This is a genomic window from Mesorhizobium sp. M1338, from assembly GCF_040318045.1.
Taxonomy (GTDB): Bacteria; Pseudomonadota; Alphaproteobacteria; order Rhizobiales; family Rhizobiaceae; genus Mesorhizobium.
In genome coordinates this window covers 30,708-46,251 of record NZ_JAMYLL010000044.1, presented here as the reverse complement: position 1 = coordinate 46,251, position 15,544 = coordinate 30,708, and the positions used below count along the sequence as shown (strand labels likewise).

Annotated in this window: 13 protein-coding genes and 2 pseudogenes; 7 read left to right on the top strand and 8 right to left on the bottom strand. The window is 59.7% G+C overall.

Translation table 11 applies throughout. The annotated features are described in order from the left end of the window. The first annotated feature begins 253 nt into the window (after positions 1 to 253). The 3 genes from NKH19_RS26755 to NKH19_RS26745 all read left to right on the top strand — a co-directional run bounded on the left by NKH19_RS26755 (position 254) and on the right by NKH19_RS26745 (position 2,527). Positions 254 to 772 (top strand): type 2 periplasmic-binding domain-containing protein, encoded by a 519-nt coding sequence (locus NKH19_RS26755; protein ID WP_352983102.1) that lies wholly within the window; start codon positions 254 to 256, stop codon positions 770 to 772. A gap of 120 nt (positions 773 to 892) precedes the next feature. Then, positions 893 to 1,447 (top strand): DUF309 domain-containing protein, encoded by a 555-nt coding sequence (locus NKH19_RS26750; RefSeq protein ID WP_352873949.1) that lies wholly within the window; start codon positions 893 to 895, stop codon positions 1,445 to 1,447. An 801-nt stretch (positions 1,448 to 2,248) separates the two neighbouring features. Beyond that, positions 2,249 to 2,527 carry a hypothetical protein gene (locus tag NKH19_RS26745; RefSeq protein WP_352873951.1) on the top strand — a complete coding sequence of 93 codons (279 nt, stop codon included), beginning with the start codon at positions 2,249 to 2,251 and terminating at the stop codon, positions 2,525 to 2,527. Between the two features lie 157 nt (positions 2,528 to 2,684). Here NKH19_RS26745 and NKH19_RS26740 read toward each other — a convergent pair whose 3' ends face one another. The 6 genes and pseudogenes from NKH19_RS26740 to NKH19_RS26715 all read right to left on the bottom strand — a co-directional run bounded on the left by NKH19_RS26740 (position 2,685) and on the right by NKH19_RS26715 (position 8,130). Then, entirely contained in the window at positions 2,685 to 2,957 is a 273-nt protein-coding gene (locus NKH19_RS26740; RefSeq protein ID WP_502911041.1) for a hypothetical protein, read from the bottom strand. Between the two features lie 273 nt (positions 2,958 to 3,230). Further along, positions 3,231 to 3,824, bottom strand: a pseudogene (locus NKH19_RS26735) (IS91 family transposase); the annotation flags it as partial. Positions 3,825 to 3,827: 3 nt separating this feature from the next. Continuing rightward, positions 3,828 to 4,716 (bottom strand): annotated as a pseudogene (locus NKH19_RS26730) (tyrosine-type recombinase/integrase). Between the two features lie 188 nt (positions 4,717 to 4,904). Beyond that, complete coding sequence (locus NKH19_RS26725) at positions 4,905 to 5,417, bottom strand: OmpA family protein (protein ID WP_352873955.1); 513 nt, start codon at positions 5,415 to 5,417, stop codon at positions 4,905 to 4,907. Positions 5,418 to 5,427: 10 nt separating this feature from the next. After that, entirely contained in the window at positions 5,428 to 6,087 is a 660-nt protein-coding gene (locus NKH19_RS26720) for a L,D-transpeptidase (RefSeq protein WP_352983101.1), read from the bottom strand. A gap of 189 nt (positions 6,088 to 6,276) precedes the next feature. Further along, on the bottom strand, positions 6,277 to 8,130 hold the full coding sequence (locus tag NKH19_RS26715; RefSeq protein ID WP_352983099.1) for an adenylate/guanylate cyclase domain-containing protein: 1,854 nt from the start codon (positions 8,128 to 8,130) through the stop codon (positions 6,277 to 6,279). Between the two features lie 355 nt (positions 8,131 to 8,485). Here NKH19_RS26715 and NKH19_RS26710 point away from each other — a divergent pair, with 355 nt between their 5' ends. Continuing rightward, complete coding sequence (locus tag NKH19_RS26710) at positions 8,486 to 9,661, top strand: acyltransferase family protein (RefSeq protein ID WP_352983098.1); 1,176 nt, start codon at positions 8,486 to 8,488, stop codon at positions 9,659 to 9,661. A gap of 76 nt (positions 9,662 to 9,737) precedes the next feature. Here the strand turns inward: NKH19_RS26710 and NKH19_RS26705 are convergent, their stop codons facing one another. Further along, on the bottom strand, positions 9,738 to 10,853 hold the full coding sequence (locus NKH19_RS26705) for an acyltransferase family protein (RefSeq protein WP_352983097.1): 1,116 nt from the start codon (positions 10,851 to 10,853) through the stop codon (positions 9,738 to 9,740). Positions 10,854 to 11,410: 557 nt separating this feature from the next. After that, positions 11,411 to 11,725: a YMGG-like glycine zipper-containing protein gene (locus tag NKH19_RS26700; RefSeq protein ID WP_352872752.1), complete on the bottom strand. Its 315-nt coding sequence runs from the start codon at positions 11,723 to 11,725 to the stop codon at positions 11,411 to 11,413. Between the two features lie 263 nt (positions 11,726 to 11,988). On the opposite strand from NKH19_RS26700, the gene NKH19_RS26695 reads away from it, so the two are divergent. The 3 genes from NKH19_RS26695 to NKH19_RS26685 are packed head-to-tail and all read left to right on the top strand — an operon-like array spanning position 11,989 to position 15,343. Continuing rightward, a complete protein-coding gene (locus NKH19_RS26695; protein ID WP_352983095.1) occupies positions 11,989 to 13,557 on the top strand; it encodes a recombinase family protein in 1,569 nt (522 codons plus the stop codon). Beyond that, the gene (locus NKH19_RS26690; protein ID WP_352872754.1) at positions 13,557 to 14,444 is read left to right on the top strand and encodes a ParB/RepB/Spo0J family partition protein; all 888 of its coding nucleotides are present in this window, start codon (positions 13,557 to 13,559) and stop codon (positions 14,442 to 14,444) included. Before NKH19_RS26695 ends, NKH19_RS26690 begins: the two co-directional genes overlap by 1 nt. Further along, a complete protein-coding gene (locus tag NKH19_RS26685; RefSeq protein ID WP_352872755.1) occupies positions 14,441 to 15,343 on the top strand; it encodes a plasmid partitioning protein RepB C-terminal domain-containing protein in 903 nt (300 codons plus the stop codon). Before NKH19_RS26690 ends, NKH19_RS26685 begins: the two co-directional genes overlap by 4 nt. Positions 15,344 to 15,544 lie beyond the last annotated feature (201 nt).

Below are 15,544 nucleotides of genomic sequence, written 5' to 3'. Positions count from 1 at the left end.
TCAACGCGAGCGCGACGACCGGTTCTTGATCTCTACCTCAACCGCAGGCGCCCCTCCCGCGCAGCGGGTTCGTTCTCCGGCCCCCTTCCGGTCATTCACAAGCCGGCCGATAGCCGAAGTGAGCCAGTGCTGTTTACGTCGGAAAATACATAGGCCGCCACTACATGTTCGCGTTTTGTGCTTCGAAAGTCGCATAATTGGCAGAGAGGAATGTGTCCCGAACGGGAAGTACTGACACACCCGTAACGACGACATGGTGACCTGGCTGCAGCAGGGCAGCGCTGCTTTTGGGGTGCTGCCCTTCGCGCGCTTTGCCCAGCTCAACAATCCCGAGCAGTCCACCTTCCCCGGCAAGATCAAAGCCATGGCCTTCCCTGGCTCCAAAGCGCTGTCGGGCGGCGCGGAAATGGCGGCGGTCGTGGAATCATGGGCGATGGCGGTCCCCGCCAATTCCACCGACAAGGAGCTTTCCTGGAGCTTCATCAAAGCGGTCTCCAGCAAGGCGGTCACGCTTGGGGCGGCGCGAAACGGTAATGGACCGGTTCGCGTATCCACCTATGCGGATGCCGAATTCTCGGCATCCCAGCCGCTCGCAAAGGTAGAAGCCGCCACGCTGGCCAAGGCGCGTCCGGCATTCCCGGCCTTTCCCGAAGCCGTGCGTGCGCAGGCGACTTTCCTTGAGGAGGTGCAACTCGCGGTGCTTGGGCGCAAGTCGCCACAAGAAGCTGTCGCGGCGATCGTGGAGCGGGTTACGGCACTCATGCCAGATTGACCGGCAGGATTTCGCTGCTTGGAAGCAGGTTGATTTACGTCATTACCCATGACGACGGCTGTGAGAGGCGGACGCCGATCCGGCCCCATCCGCCAGGATGATTGCCATGGGCGTGCTTTCATGTTTGCTGGAACTATGTCACGACCACGCTTGCTGCCCGAAAACAGTTTTCCTACCTATGCGTACCTGCCTGGCAAACATCCTCATCCGGTGCGCGATCCCTTGGGCCACAGTTACCAAAGCGACCCGGTGACCGTCGCGGTTGAGGAAGCTCTGGGCTCAGATGTATTTCGTTGGGGAATCGACCTTTTCAACCACGGCTACTACTGGGAAGCTCACGAGGCTTGGGAGCCTCTTTGGCACGCGGCGAAACAAAGCACTCAGTATCGCCTATTCTTCAAGGGGCTGATCCTGTTGGCTGCGGCTGGGGTCAAGATCCGCGAGGGCAAGCGGGTCGCTGCCGCGCGCCATGCGGTAAGAGCTGCGGCGCTTCTTCGTCAGGTGGTGAGCGCGCCGAGCCCGCCTTTTGAAGCCGCACTCGGGATGCCAGCTGCCGCGCTCGCAGAACACGCCGAAGCGGCCACAACTTCCCCCGCTGTTTTGCAGGAGCCTGCGCCTGGCCAGCCTGAGCCCGTTTTCGATTTCATCCTCGCACCAAAATCCGAGAGTGTCTGATTGGCAATCCTACGATACCGTTCAAGGTCAGCTTCGTCAGCGGGAAGCGGGCGTTGATCGTAGGTCAAGCGCAGGGTTCATCGGTTGCGCGCCGGGTTACCGTTTGGAACGAAGGGAAGACCAAAGACGTTCAGACGGCTAAATCTCAGGATGGATTTAGCCCAGGAATGCTTGCAAACGCTGAGCGTGATGCAACGGACCATCTCCGAGGCGAATACCTGCCTTGCGCACCTGCGATGAAGTTCGTCGAGCGAACGGTCGCCCCGAACTCGTTGGGAAGCTCCAAATACTGATGATGCATCTCGAGGACGCCAAGGCCGGTGCAGTTAAAGGCAGAGGCAGTTAAGGCTGGAAAAGCTGCTGGTCATTGACATCGAGATCGGGACAAGACCGGTGCAGCCAACACCGGCCAAACCGGCTTGACGGAACATTAGCGATCTCTAACTATTTGTGCTGTGGCAGACGATGCACACCCCATCGCCTGCTGAAGATCGCGATCTTTCACCGGCTCTCGATCGGCCCGCGCCTCCCGCAAGTGGCGCGGGCTTTCCGCACCAGGGGTCGAGATGGCCGACAAGCCCGCCACCACCTACACCGTCCAGCGTCTTCGACAAGCCGCATTGGCGCACCGTGCTGACCACCAAGGACAAGGCCGAAGCGCTGGCCATGGCGAAGGGGACTGGCGACAAGATGAGGATCGAGGAGATCACGTCGAAATTGAAGTAGGGCGCTGGGAACCGAGTTTAGCAGGTGACGTTTTCCCCGCAGGTCACGCTAAATGACCTAACTACGGAGGAAACAATGAACATCAAGATGCTCACAATGGGCGCGATGGCGCTTGCGATGATGACTGGTTCGGCTCTTGCTGGCAGTACATCCGCGCTGGACGACCCGGCAAAGATGTCGCCGTTCTTCACCGATGCCGGCATGAAAACCTTGAGGACAGAAGCGGATTTCAAGACTGCATGGATGTCCCTGAAACCCGATGAACAGAAGGCCGTGTTGAAAGACTGCGGCGATACCACGCTCAACAAGTCGCATGCAGATTTCTGCGCGATGGCAAAGAAGATGGGTGGCTAACAACGTCGAAGGCGGGCGCACTGAGTCCGCCTTCGCGTTGACTGCGCAATGGCCGGCGCCACTTCGAGGTTGCCTGAAAAAAGCGCCTGCCAGGGGGCGGTTGGGTTTCCGCTGGGACCCCGACAACCTAACAGGCCGACGGCCGGGAAAGCCCAGCCTACGCGCTCCCGTCCGTCTCGCTTTCCTCATCGATCATCAGCACCGGCAGATAGGCCTTGGTTTCCAGCCACTCCCGCAGAACGATCTCAATGAGATCCGACGGACCAATCTTCATCTCGGCGGCTATGTACTTCAGCGCGTCTTCCGTCGCCGCCTCCAGTGGCACGCCAGCGACGTTCCTGAGCATCAAGGCAGCGCGCCGAAGGATGATCTGCGGGTCCGGCCGCGACATGTCCGCGATGCGGTCGGCGGCGCTCTCAAACGCCGCCACGGCTCGGCATAGTCAAGGTATTCGGCGTCGCGAATGTCTCAGTTCGATGGTTTGCAGTCGGTCCGCTTTTTGGCAGGAATTGAATGAAGCGGACGTTCGCAGACGTGTTCGCAATTCATGAGGAGCTGGAGTTTGCCCCCACCGATCGCCGTTCGCTTGGCACCCATAATGCAAGCTGGCCCATTCGTGCGGCCGGCGAAGCAGCCCGGCTCCAACAGCATGTGGCATCGATCCTTCAGGTCCACCACATCGGCTCAACCGATAGCGCTGGGCAAGCCCCAGGCGCTGGTTCCCGAGCACGCGCACTGGAAGGAGAAAAGCCGGACGCGACGATATCCACCGGCTTCCGTCTGGCGCGATGCCGCCGCCTGGTACGATCATGTGGACATGCGGATGATGCGTCATTGCCGAGCCCCAGGTGTGGAGGACGGCGGTGATGCCGATCCTGGCGCCGAGGTGCCTGCTATCGGCCGCGATCGTCAGCATCGTCTCCGATGCCGCCTTGAACAGCAGATCATAGATCAGCGCCTTGTTATGGAACGCGATCTCGGCGACTTCGGCCGGCAGCGTGAAGACGATGTGGAAGTATCCGACCGGGAGCAGATCGGCTTCGCGCTCGGCGAGCCATGTACGCGCGGCCGCGCCCTGGCACTTGGAACAATGCCGGTTGCGGCAGGAATTGTAGGCGATGCGCCGCTCGCCGCAGTCCTCGCAGGCTTCGACATGCCCGCCGAGGGCCGCGGTGCGACATTGTTCGATCGCCGACATGACCTTGAGTTGCTGCAGGCTCAGATGACCTGCATAGACGGCCCGATAGGCCGGCGCGGCGGCACGGAAGATGTCGGCGACCTCGATCGAGGCGCGCACGGATCAGCCGGGCGGCGACTTGCCTTCCATCAGCGCCATCAGCCGGTCGAGCGGCCCGGCGACCGCGTGGATTGTCCGGGTCGAGACCTTGGTGTAGAGCGCGGTCGTATCGAGCTTGCTGTGGCCTAGCAGCACCTGGATGACGCGGATGTCGACATCCTGTTCGAGCAGATGGGTGGCAAAGCTGTGCCGCAGCGTGTGCGGGCTGACGCGCTTGCGGATGCCTGCGACTTCAGCAGACTCCTGGACGGCGCGGTGCAGTTGCCGCGACGAGATCGGATCGGTGCAACTGCGCCCCGGGAACAGCCAGCCCGCGCCGCTTGCCTTCGCGCCACCACAACCGCAGCAGTTCCAGAAGTTGCGGCGAGAGCATGGCGTTGCGGTCCCTGCGTCCCTTGCCCTGTTCGACGCGGATCAGCATGCGCGTACTGTCGATATCATCGACCTTCAGGTGCGCGACCTCGGACACACGCAGGCCCGCGCCATAGGCGACGCCGAGCGCGGCCTTGTACTTGATGCCAGGTGCTGCTTCGAGGAGCCGCGCCGCTTCCTCCACGCTCAGCACATCGGGCAGCTTGCGCGGATAGCGCATGATCACCAGCGCACGCGCCAGATCCCGCCGCATCAGTGTCACCATGAACAGGAAGCGCAACGCCGAGACCGCGCCGTTGATCGTCGCGGGGCCGACACCGTTCTCATGCTGGTTCAACTGGAAGCGCCGGATATCCTGGGGCGTCGCAGTGTCGGGAGCGCGCCCAAGGAATGCGGTGAAGCGCCGGACGTGACGCACGTAATCCTGCTGTGTATGCGGTCCCAGACCTCGCATCAGCATGTCTTGCTGCATGCGCTGACGAAGCGGTGATATCGGTGCATTGGTCGGCAGGGTAGCCATGGCGAGTTCCTCTCGTTGAAGGGAACTCCATGGTCTGGTCAGGCAGTTAGGCACTCAAAGCCGAAGATTACCATACTGCATTGCCAACCGCGCCTTCCCGCGAAGCGGGTTCGTGCATGAGGCGCAAAGCAGCCATGCCGCCGTCGCGTTGTGAGACTCTGATTTGGTGACAAGCAAAACAGCAGCCCCTACGACTCGTCCCTCTCATCGCGCAAATTAGACACAACGCGGCGGTTCTGCGACCTGCAGGCGGCGTCGGGGCAGTCGCGGACGAGCCTGTCCTTGCCGTAGCCCTTGGCCCACATGCGGTTGCGGTCTATGCCGCCGGCGGCGAGGTAGTCCATCACCGCATCGGCGCGCTGCTTCGACAGCGCCGTTTCACTTGCGCCTGGATCGTCGGCGAAACCCTGCAGCTTGAGCAGCCAGCGCGGATGCTTTGCTAACCAGGCGATCTGGGTGTCAAGGGTGGCCTTGGCGACAGAATCGAGCGCGGCCGAACCTTGCGTGAAATAGGTGCGGCGGCCGACATTGAGGATAAAATCCTCCTCGCTGCCCGGCTGCACGTTCTGGAAACCGGCAATCTCGGTGTTGGTGACGTCGGGGGTGGGAAGGGCCAGCGTGTTGCTGGTCGAACAGGATGCGGCCAGCACCAGCAGGCCGGCGGCGAGCAGCCGGCGCGTGGTTTCAATCATGCGGTTCATGATGCGCCAATCATTCGACAGTGGTGGAAGCGGGCGCCTGGTCGGCGATGTGCGGTAGGACCTCCACTGCGGTGCCGATCGGGCACCGCTGGTAGAGGTCGATGATGTCTTCCGGGAACATGCGGATGCAGCCGCTGGAAGCGTCGGTGCCGATGCTCCATGGCTCCAGCGTGCCATGCAGGCGGTAGCCGATGTCGGCGCCGTCGCGGTACAGATAGAGCGCGCGCGGTCCAAGCGGATTGTTGGACGCGCCGCCTGCGACCATGGGCGGTAGGTCCGGCTTGCGCTTACGCATTTCGGGGGGCGGGACCCATTGCGGCCACAGCGCGCGGCGGTCGATCGTCGCGCGGCCGTACCATTTGAAGCCGTCCTTGCCGACGCCGACGCCGTAGCGGATGGCGGTCTTGTTTTCCATGATGAGGTAGAGGAAGTGGTGGCGGGTATCGACCACGACGGTGCCGACCGGCTCGCTGCTGAAATACTTGACGATCTGGCGATGCCATCTCTTGTCGATCTTGGCGAAGTTGGTCTTGCGATAGACAAAATTGGTGTCGCTGGCGGTACCGGCGAAAAAGGATTTTGCCGTCGCGACTTGAACAATATTGCCGGTTGCACCGACCGCGACCAGCGCCAGGCCGCCGAGCACGACACCCCTGCGTGATAAAACCATCGGCAATCCCCCATGCCGTAAGCCTGACGGACCATAGTCGAGAATTATTTCGCCTCAAAGTGGAAAATGCTGCAGTGGGGCCGGAAGGGGACTGGCAGCTTTTCACCAGCGGAGGGTCCAAAGCTGACATTCAAATCGGTGCATCCTGAAGCTAACTAACCACGCCTGTATACCGGCCTCCAACCGAAACTACTTCATTGGCACTCCCGCGGCCACCAGGTCGGCCACCTGTCGATTAATCACTGCAGGCTTGATATGGAACGTCATATCGCGCCACCGCGTGGCCTTAAGCCACGGCTGCATGGCAAGCGCCTTGAGGACTTCACTGCGTGCAGCGTCAGTTTTTCCAAGGTGGACATCGTTGATGGCACGTAGCAGCGGAACAGTGATCAGGAAGTCTGACGCCTTCGTTATCAGGGCAGCAGATTCGGCGTACTTTTCAATATCAGTCAGCGCATTCGCCTTCATCACGAGATAATAATCGGCGAAGTTTGGATCGTTCCTGAGCCCGTATTCTGCTCGCTCAATGGCCTTGTCTGTCAGGCCACTGAAGCGGGCTGCCGATGAAAGGTCGCCGATGAGAAACGCGTCTCCGGGCGAAAGCGCGATCACCTCGTCGGCCCTGCGCAGAGACAGATCAAATTTTCCCTGATAAGCGCTGACGTAGACGGATGACCACAAGCAGCTTTTTCTTGCGTCGGGTCCGAGGTTAGCCCGCGGAAGAATCCTTGCTTCCAGTTCAGACGCCATGCGCCAATGCTCTTCAGGCTTCTCGTCAAAGCCGAGGTTAGCCGCCAAGACGTGATCCCAGGCCAGTCCGCACGATAACAGAGACGAATCGGGAAATTTGGCCAAGCCCTCAAGAATTATGTCCGTCGCCTTTACTAGGCTCTCGGGCGTAAACTGCCCAAAAAAGAAATTGGATCGAAGGAAGAAGTCGTACTCTTCAAGATCCGGTGTGTCCTTTTGCCAGACCTTCTTGTATTCGATGTCGTACATTTTTCCGCGCTGGCCACCAAGCGTGCCAATGATTCGTTCGATCGCTTCGTCCTGAATCACAAGGGGATTGCTTCCAGAGCGATCGAACTTTTCCGCCCAGAGATTTTCGCCTGTGCGCGCGTCGATCAGCTGTGCGGTGATCCGCACCCGGTCCGTCTCTTTCCAGATACTGCCCTCAATCACGTAGGCCACGTTCAACTCTTGGCCGATCCGGCGGACATCGGTTGGCTTGTCCTTATAGACGAAGCTAGAACTATGCGAGAGTACCTTGAGTTCGGTGACGCCTGCCAGCATCGAGATCAAATTGTCTGTCATGCCGTCGCTAAAATAATCTAGCGTCGTGTCGCCGCTCATGTTCTTGAATGGCAAAACTGCCACGGTCGGGATGCCACCTTGGCCTATCTCGCGCTTTGTTCCATAGAACTGCCACCACGCCAGGACCGCTGTGACTGTTAAGACCAGCACTAGGAAGGTCGCTACGACTGGCAGCCGCGAGCGGCTGCGGCTCGTGCGCATGGGCTTGGCCTTGCCGTCGGTCGTGACACGGTATGCCTCAACCGGCTCCGCGATGTTCTTGACCTTTCGCAGGCCCATCGACTGAAAGCCGAAAGCCAGCTTCTTCTCAACCTCGCGCGCGACCTTCGCAGACACCCAGATACCGCCAGGCTCAGCAAGTTGTTCTAGTCGCGCCGCGATATTTACGCCCTCGCCAAACCGATCGTCTCCCTCGACAATCACCTCGCCAAGATTGACGCCGATGCGCACTTCCACGCGCTGGTCTTTCGGCAACGAGGCGTTTCGCTCGGCCAGCCCACGTTGCAACGAAACTGCGCATTCCATCGCCTCGACGACAGAAGAAAACTCCGCCAGCAGACCGTCGCCCATCAGCTTGAAGATAGTGCCATGATGACGCGTTACTGTCGGCTCGAAAAGTTCCTTATGACCGGCGCGCACCCGTTGATGCGTACCCGCTTCGTCGCGCTCCATCATGGTGGAATATCCGACGACGTCAGCAGCAAGGATGGCGGCGAGCTTGCGGTCCATTGCGGAGCACTCTGTCGGCGGCCAACCTCGGAGGCGAGGTGGCAAACCCTCCCGGGTTCCGATCAGTTTCGCCTATCAGGACCTTACCCGCAAGCGACTTGATGGGCCGATTGCGGACAGGCCGCCTTAGGCGAGGATACAGGAGAGCGGACATTCAGGTCATCGCGAACATCGTCATGACCTGGCCCGCGGATCTATACGGCCGAGATGCCGCGCATTGCAGACTGACGGCTCTGGGGTCGAAGACGGCAGCTCATTCGGTAACAGCGGAGAGCAATTCGTCATCTTGCTGTGGGTTGACAATCCAGCCTCAGCCGCCATGCTGCACTGCAACATTACTATCTCGGAGTCCGCAATGACAGATATCAGGTCATCGCGCATCGAATGCCTGGACGGGCTTCGCGCGCTCGCGGCGATCTGGGTGCTTGTCGGGCATTGCCTGCTTCTGACCGGCTGGCGTGTTCCCATCGTCGGCGAGCCGGATCTGGGCGTCGATCTCTTCATCATGCTGTCCGGCTTCCTGATGGTGTTCCACTATCAGCTGCGCCAGGACAAAGAGCCCTGGCAAAGACCGGGAACCTGGCTGAAATTCTGGACGCGCCGCTACTTCAGGATCGCGCCGCTGTTCTACGTCATGCTTTTGCTGGCACTCGCGCTTGGCCCCTATCTCTACGGTTCCAGGATAATCATCGACGATTTCCTGTCGAGGTCGCACCAGGCGCCCGAGCGCTATCTCGACAGCGGCCTGAAGAACATCGTCGCGCATCTGACGTTCCTGTTCGGCCTGCTGCCAGGCTTCGCCTACCGCACGCCGCTCCCCGACTGGAGCCTGGGGCTGGAGATGCAGTTTTACGCGGCCTTCCCGGCCATTATGCTGTTGGTGCGCAGGTTGGACTGGATAAGAAGCGCCGGGCTTGTCGCCGCGGCTGGCTGCATCATCGTGTTTGCGCTGGGCCGATTGTCGATCCATTTTCCGATGCCGTCGTTCCTGGCGCTGAAGATGCAGATATTCCTGTGCGGCATGCTGCTGGCGGGCGTCGTGCACCAGAGCCAGCCACGGCCGATCCTGTATCTGGCACTGGCGCTGCTTCTGGCGGCGCTGCCGTTTGGCGGCGACTACGGACTGGGCAAGCTGCTAGTGCGAGAAGCGCTGGTGGCGGGGTTCTTTGCCCTGGTTCTCTACCGTATGCTGCCGGGAGCGGCGGGAAGGCTGGCGAGGGCGATAGCCGTGACGCTCAGCAACCGGTTCTTTCATCTCATGGGAGAGCTTTCCTTCAGCATCTACCTGATCCATCTGCTGGTGTTGCAGCCTGTCGCGGCGTTCGTCATCAGCCAATACGGCCACGGGCTGGCGGCGCCGCTGCGTTTCGCGATCGTCGTTGCCATCGTCCTGCCGACGGTGACCCTGCTGTCCTGGGTCACCTATAATCTGATCGAGGTTCCCGGCCAGAAGGCGGGCCGATTCGTCGTCCGGCGCTTTGGCCGCAAGGGCGGCGCGCCGGCGCTGGAGAGCATCAAGCGCAGCGCGTGATCGTGCTGCCGATCGCCAATCGCGTCGGCCAAATGGGCACGCTGTCATGACACAACCGGCGGCGAACCAAATCCAGCTAAAACTGTGTCACGCCCTCTCGTGCGCGCCAAAGTGAAAGCCACTGCCGCAGCAGTGTCCGGATGTTCTTGTCGTAGACATAATGCGCGAATGCCGAGACTGCGATGATCGCGATGGATGTTCCCAGAATGAACGGCAAGCCGTGCTCGTTCCACGAGGCCCCGGTCACAGATTCGACCACGGCGTTCGAAAGGCGGATGAGCGGCGTGTGAAGCACATAGATGGCGTAAGAGATATTGCCGGAGAAGAGCGCAATCCAGCGCCAAAACCCGGATAGCCGCAAACGGGAGGCCACGAGAACGAGCCAGGGCCAGACCAGGACTATGATCGTCAGACTGTACAATTGCACATGTTCGACGGGTCTGAAGATCATGAGCACTCCGCATAGCGTCAGGAGAAGAGGCATATAGAGATTGCCGTCCCGACTCTTCCCGGTCGCATATCGATTGAGAAAGACCCCGAGAAAGAACGAGAACGCGATCCGGGCGGGAGCCGCGATCGTGTCGTCCCAATGGGCGCCGCCCCCAAGGACGAAACCCTGCCAAGCCAGAAGCACCAGGGCCAGCAAGGCAACACCGACAATGAGCGCAAGTGATCGAGCAGCCAGCCTTACGCCCAGCGCGGCAAAAACGGCATTGGCGACGAGTTCATAAAAAAGGGACCACGCTGGGCCATTGAGCGGGAAAAGCACGTCGGGAAATGTCGAGAGCGACGGCGGCGTGGGTAAAAAAAGAACGGAAAACCCAACACTTGCAAGCAAGTCCAGCCGCGAATACGAACTGAGCCCGCGCGTTGCGATGATTGCACCCACGCCGATCACGGCCAGGCCGACCGCGGCAAAATATAGAGGGTAGAGCCTGAGAAGACGGATCTCCGCGAACTTCCAAAATGACATGCCCTTTCGGAACTTGTCGTCGTAGGCGTGGGCGATCACGAAGCCGCTCAACAGAAAAAACAGGTCGACGGCGAGGAACCCGGACGGCGCCAGATCATATCGCCGGCCCGTGAATTCGGTGAAGTGGCCAAGCATCACCAAAACAGCAGCGATGCCCCGGAGGCCATGCAGAGCGTCGAAGTGGGTCGTCTCCGCCCTTGATTGTGGCGTTTTGGTCATCCCGTTTCCGTCAGCTTACTTTGCCCATCTACGCATTGGTTGCTGCGATGCACAAGAACGTTTTGCGACGCACACTCAACTCACATCCAGGAGCCCTACATGGCCATTGCAGAAGGCTCAATCAGCCGCGCCCGCGATATCCTTCCCGCCAGTCCGAGCTCGAGAGCGAGCGCAGCCAGTATGAGGCCGTGTGGGAGCAGGTGGCGGAGTTCTGCGACCCCGATGCACCCCATATCTGGAGCGGCCGCCGCACCGGTTCCCCGGACTCGCAGGCAGAGCGGCAGGAGCGGCGCGGTGCGCGCGTCTATGCCAACCACCAACTCGTGGCGGCGCTGGAGAAGGCGGCGCGGGCGGAGGGGTGGGCGGTGTCCGCGACGCTGCCGATCTCCCACTCGGGGTCCATCGAGGGGGATTGGCTATCTCGTCTACTTTCGCCGGTCACCAAATTACTGGATTGGCGGCACCGGTGAAGCTGCTGATCTCTCCCATGAGGGGAGATGTCCGGCAGGACAGAGAGGGGCGCTGTCCCGCCGACCTTACCGTCGCCTGCAATCGCCTCAATAGTCACCGTTGTAGTACCGGTCGTCGCAAGGCGCGGTGTAGATGCGACCGTAGCGGTCCTGGTAGCGGCACATCTGCTCGCCGCGGCGCTGCGGGGTGGTGGCTGAGCCGACGACGGCGCCGAGCAGGGCGCCGCTGGCCGCACCGATGACCGTGCTCTTGGTGTTGCCGCCGATGGCCTGGCCGACGAGAGCGCCGCCGGCGCCACCGATCAGCGCGCCGGTTCCGGCCCGCTGCTGGCCCTCGGTCTGCGCGCAGCCTGCCAGTGCTGCAGTCATCAACACGGCGGCTATGGTTTTGTGAAAGTTCATGTGAGGTCTCCCTTGAAGGCCTGAAATCCCTATGGCTTGCCACGTGCGGTCGCAATGCGGCGGAACGGGGGCACGATGCCTCACGAAAAAAGACATGGTTTCTCGGGCGTTGATTGAGGCCCGCCCTCGAGTTTCGAGAATCTGGTCGCAGCAACAAGGCGCCATTCGACACAAAGTGTCCATGAAAATGTAACGAAATTCCAGCGCCAGTCCGTTAGGTTGGCAGGTTTAGGCAAACGTTCAAACTGCCTTTTAGGCGCTGGATGATGGAACATGCCCATACGGCCCGTCGAGCTGCAGATGACGCGCAGCGCGTGCGCGCTGCTCAGTACGTGCGAATGTCCACGGACCATCAAAGCTACTCGATCGAAAATCAGAAGGATGCAATCCGCGAATTCGCGGATGCGATGAACTACGACATCGTAGCCACATACGAGGACGCCGGCCGCAGCGGTTTGAACCTTGAAGGTCGCGCCGGCCTGCAAAGGCTGCTGTCTGACATCGAAACGAAAATCGCGGATTTCGAGATCGTCATCGTCTACGACGTGAGTCGCTGGGGGCGATTCCAGAACCCCGATGAGAGTGCGTCGTACGAGTACCGGTGCCGAGTTGCTGGAGTGCGAATTGAATACTGTGGCGAACAGTTTGCGAACGATGGCAGCATCGGATCAGACCTGCTCAAGGCAATAAAGCGCAGCATGGCGGCCGAGCACAGTCGGGTCTTGTCGGTCAAGGTGTTTGCCGGCCAGTGCAGGCTCATTCAAATGGGGTACCGGCAAGGAGGGTCGTCCGGTTTGGGCCTGAGACGCCAGCTTATCGACAAGCATGGGCGTACAAAGACGACGCTCGCTCTCAAAGAGTACAAGAGCCTTCAGACGGATCGGGTCATCCTCGTGCCTGGACCACCCGATGAAATTGCGACGGTCCGTTGGATCTATGATCAATACGTGAAGGCTCGTCGGACCGAGCTTCAGATTGCGCGGTCGCTGAATGCCAAGGGAGTGGTCACCGATCTCAATCGATCGTGGAAACGCGAATCCATTCATCAGATACTCAGCAACGAAAAATATGTGGGCAACAACGTCTGGAATCGCGAGTCCTTCAAGCTCAAGCAAAGGAAGGTGACGAATGATATCACCCAATTGGTGCGCGCCGATGGCGTCTTTGAACCCATTGTCGACCGCGGACTTTTCGAACGGGCTCAAGTCATAGCCGACGCCCGCTCATCCAAGATGAGCAGCGACCAGATGTTGGTTGTGCTCGCTGAGCTTCTGAAGAGGCGCGGTACCCTCTCGGGCCCGATCATTGACGCGGCGTCTGACTGTCCGCCAAGCAGCCGCTACAGGAAAGAATTCGGCAGCCTGCTGCGAGCCTACAAGCTCGTTGGATACGATCCGTCTCAGAACTATCGGTTTCTTGATATCAGAAGGCGGCTTCGTGAAATTTTTGAAGAAGTCATTCAAACAACAATCGCGACCATTGAGCGGGCGGGCGGGTCCGCAGTGCGTCAGAGCGATCTCGGCGTGCTTCGCGTCAACGATGAATTCACCGTATCCATTGCGATGGGCCGCTGTCGCAACACGCCTTACGGCTATCCCCATTGGTTGGCCGCTCCCGAACGGTGTAATGCTGCGGACGTGAAGGTGGCCATTCGCATGAGGCCCGATAATCAGACAATCCTCGATTATCTGATAGCGCCAGCAAACGAGATTGGCGGAAAGCCGTTGAATCTTGTCTTGAACAAGCGCCTGCCGTTCAACACCTTCTTCTTCAGATCGTTGGATCCGCTGTTTGCTCTGGCCGAACGCAACGCCATCACGGCTGCACCCTGATGGACGCCACTAACGAACGGATTTCACTGCTGCGCGTGGACGCGATCAAGGTCACCAACCCGCGCACTCGAGGCAAAAAATCCTTCCGAGATATAGTCGACAGCATTGAGAGAGTCGGCCTGAAACGCCCCATCACAGTGACGAAAAAAGAGGTTGACGAAGGCGCTTTCACGCACGACCTGGTGTGTGGTCAGGGGCGCCTTGAGGCTTTCAGGCTGCTTGGCCAGACCGAGATCCCCACGTTTGTGATAGAGGCAACCAAGGCCGAGGCACTGCTCAAAGGATTGGTCGAAAATTGCGCTCGTCGGTATCATACCGCATATGACCTTCTACGTGACATCGGTCGGCTGAAGGAAAGCAACTATACCGACGCCGAAATCGCAGCAAAGATCGGTCTTTCGACCGAATATGTCAGAGGGATTGCACGACTCCTGTCACAAGGCGAACAGCGTCTTTTGCGCGCAGTCGACTCCGGCCAGATTCCGCTATCGGTTGCAGTCGATATCTCAACCGCCGACGAGCCCGGCATCCAGGCAGTGCTTCAGCTTGCCTATAAAAAGAACCAGCTGCGTGGTCACAAGCTTGCGATAGCGCGTCGCTTGATCGAGAACCGGCGCAGGCGTGGGAAAGGCCTGGGAACGTTCCTTCCAGAGCGCACGAAAATCCCTTCTGCGTCAACATTGATCAAAGCCTTCAAGGCCGACACGGACAGAAAACGCATTCTGGTCCGCAAAGCAGATGCCGCGCGGAACCGCCTCCTGTTTGTCACCCACGCGCTGCGGCAGCTCATGGCCGCAGAGGCATTCCAGGCCGTTCTTAGGACGGAAGGGCTGGACACCTTCCCACGGAATCTCGCGGCCAGGATCAGCAGAGGTGAGCCCGCATGACATCGAAGTACACCACAGTTCCGGACATAAAGTGCGCATTTGAGCGCGATACAGTTCGCCTCCGGCTTGAGGACATTCAGCCGCTTCACCTGTTCGCCGAAAGCGCCAGGGAGACTCCGAAATACCAACAGGTCAGGTCGTCCGTTCGAGAAATCGGACTTGTGGAGCTGCCCGTGGTCGCAAGGGATAATGACACGCCGGACAAGTACCTGTTGGTCGACGGCCATATGCGTATCGAGATCTTGCGCGAAATAGGCGTCACTGAGGTTGAATGTCTGGTCGCAAACGATGACGAGGCATTCACCTACAACAAACGGGTGAGCCGGCTCGCGACGATCCAGGAACATTTTATGATCCTGAAGGCCATCGACAACGGTGTGCCCGAGGCGACCATAGCAACAACGCTCAATGTCAATGTCGCCCAGATCAGGCTCAAAAAGCGCCTGCTGAAAGGGATTTGTCCGGAAGCGGTCGAAATACTCAAGGACCGTTTCGTCCCAACGAACACGTTCATCGAGCTACGAAAGTTGGGCGCTGTGCGTCAGATCGAGGCAGCGCAGCTGATGGTCGCTATGAACAAGTTCTCGATCAACTACGCAAAATCCTTGGTCGGCGCGACGCCGCAGTCGCAGCTGGCCGATACGTCGCAGCCGAAAAAACTAGCTGGCCTCAGCGATACCCAAATTGCGTTGATGGAGAACGAGTCGGCCAATCTCGATAGAGAATATAGGCTCATCGAGGAGAGCTACGGATCTGACCATCTGGATCTGGTGGTGGCCACAGGGTATCTTGCCCGACTCCTGGAAAACGCCCGCGTTGTTCGATACCTCGCGCAGAGTTTCCCCGAGATTCTTGCTGAGTTTCAGAAAATGACCGAGGCGATCCGAACGCCTGTCTAGGTCTTGCTGAGCTCGTCGGCATCCCATCTGACTTCATCAGCTATCCGCCTCACATGAGTATGATGCGGGCTTGTCGCGGGGTTCCGGGGCGGTTTTGGCAGCGCATCACCTCGGGGCGCGCCGGCAGTTTGGCCACAGAAAAGCCGTCCGTTTGCCAGACCTATGAGACTTTCGATGAGCGAGTGCTCAAGAAAATGTTCA